The organism is Corynebacterium sp. (genome assembly GCF_012837295.1).
GTDB lineage: Bacteria > Actinomycetota > Actinomycetes > Mycobacteriales > Mycobacteriaceae > Corynebacterium.
In genome coordinates, this window is the sequence record NZ_DURI01000223.1 from 1 (window position 1) to 1,750 (window position 1,750).

1 protein-coding gene is annotated in these 1,750 nt (G+C 66.1%); it reads right to left on the reverse strand.

What is annotated here, in order from left to right; all coding sequences use genetic code 11:
* Positions 1–1,336, reverse strand: a 1,336-nt coding sequence (locus tag GX015_RS07400; RefSeq protein ID WP_291344015.1) for a hypothetical protein, incomplete at its 3' end; no start/stop codon positions are given.
* Positions 1,337–1,750: the final 414 nt, after the last annotated feature.

A 1,750-nucleotide genomic window follows, 5' to 3' on the forward strand; every position in this document is an offset into this window, starting at 1 on the left:
CCATCCCGGAGTCGACGCCGATCATGGACGCGGCGGCCGTTGACAAGCCCGACAGGCCGATGAGCACGGCCGCGAACGCGAGGAAGCTGCGGGCGGGCGCGGAGCCCTGGGCGAACGCGCGGACGACTCCGAGCAATGCCAAGGCGAGCAAGGTAAGGACGGTCTTGGTCAGTGCCCACGTGAATATGATCCCGTCGTCGGCAAAACCGACCAGCAATTCGTACAGGGAAGAATGACCGACCGACCCCGTTTCGTGGAAGACGACGTCGTTGGCGACGTAGATGCCGGTGCCGAAAAACCACGCGGCAGCGGCCGCGATGACGGCCATCGGGGCGCGCGCGGATCTTGTTTTCCCGAAAGCATGGGCTCGAGCGGCCGGAGTAAGGCTTAATCCGAGCGCCGCCGACGATGCGAGGGCGGCGATGATCAAACCTGCGAGCCCGAGCAGTGTGAGGCCGTCGTCATAATTCTCTTCCGGGCCCATTCTCGTGATCACCGATTGCAGGGCGACGACGAACACCAGGCCCGTCAGAAATACGGACCAAGACCAAGCGGAAGGGGCTCCGCGTCGATAGCGGAGGGCGAGCACGATGAAGGCGACCGGAACGACGAGCGGAAGCACGATCGTCCAACCCCAGCCGGTGAAAAGCCATGCGAGATCGCCGAGGAACTCACCGGCGCCACCGTCAAAGTAGCCGGAGGAATCGAATACGCGGTAAGCCGGGCCGACGAGGGTGAGCAGGAGGACCACGCCGGATCCCAGCCACAGCCACGTGGCCAGGGCGGCATGATTCGGGACTGGCCCGTCCGAGCGCACCGACGGCCACTTTGCGGCCAGCGGCGCCTGTTTGAAGGGCGGGACGTCCGCCCCCGTGGCGCCACCTCGGGGATCATTCACGGGCACCCACAGGGCCTCGATCCGATCGAGCTCCTGCTTCACTCCCGGGCGGGTATGGGCCCAGATGACGAAGGCGATGGCTCCGGCGACGAACACGATGCCGAGAACCAGTACGGCGAGATGGCGCAAGGCGAACAGCAACGAAAGCAATGTGTAAACGACGGGCAGGATTCCGGCTCGGCCGGTCAGCCCGCGGTTGAAGGCGTGGATCGACAGGGCCGCGACGGGGATCCAGAGCACCGCCGCCGGAATGAGGAAGACGATGAAACCGTCGAAGTTGGCGATGCCCGCGGCCAAACCCACCAGGGCGGTGATCGCGAGGACATTCCACGAGAGCAATGGCATCCGCAGCAACGGCGGTTGGTCCTTGACGAAGGGAATGCGGCTGAGCCAGTCGGGTACCTGGGAACTCGGGATGCCGCCGTATCCCGGTCGCATGGGAGGTGCGAAGTTCGGGACCGTGCCGGGATGCTGAGCCGGCGCCGCATTCTGCGTGAAAGCCGGGACCTGAGTCTGTGCCGGGTCCTGCGGAGGCATCGACCCTGGATTCCAATTGCCGGGGCCAGTGCCTGGGTACGTCGGCGGATTCGCCGGGGTTTCGGGCGGCAGCGCCCACGAGTCGATGGGTTGGTTCTGCCCACCGTCGAAACCGGCCGAACTGCCCGTGTTTTCCCTGTTCATGAGCCCAATCGTAGTATCGTGTCCGGGGCCTGCGAATCGGGCGCCCCCGAGGTGGGTCACCCGTCGTCACGCGGCGACCGCGGACTCCCGCAGAGCCATCCCGGCGGCGGCGACGACGACCACGAGACCCGCCCAGCTGAGCGGGGAAAGGTGCTGTCCGAGGATCGCCAC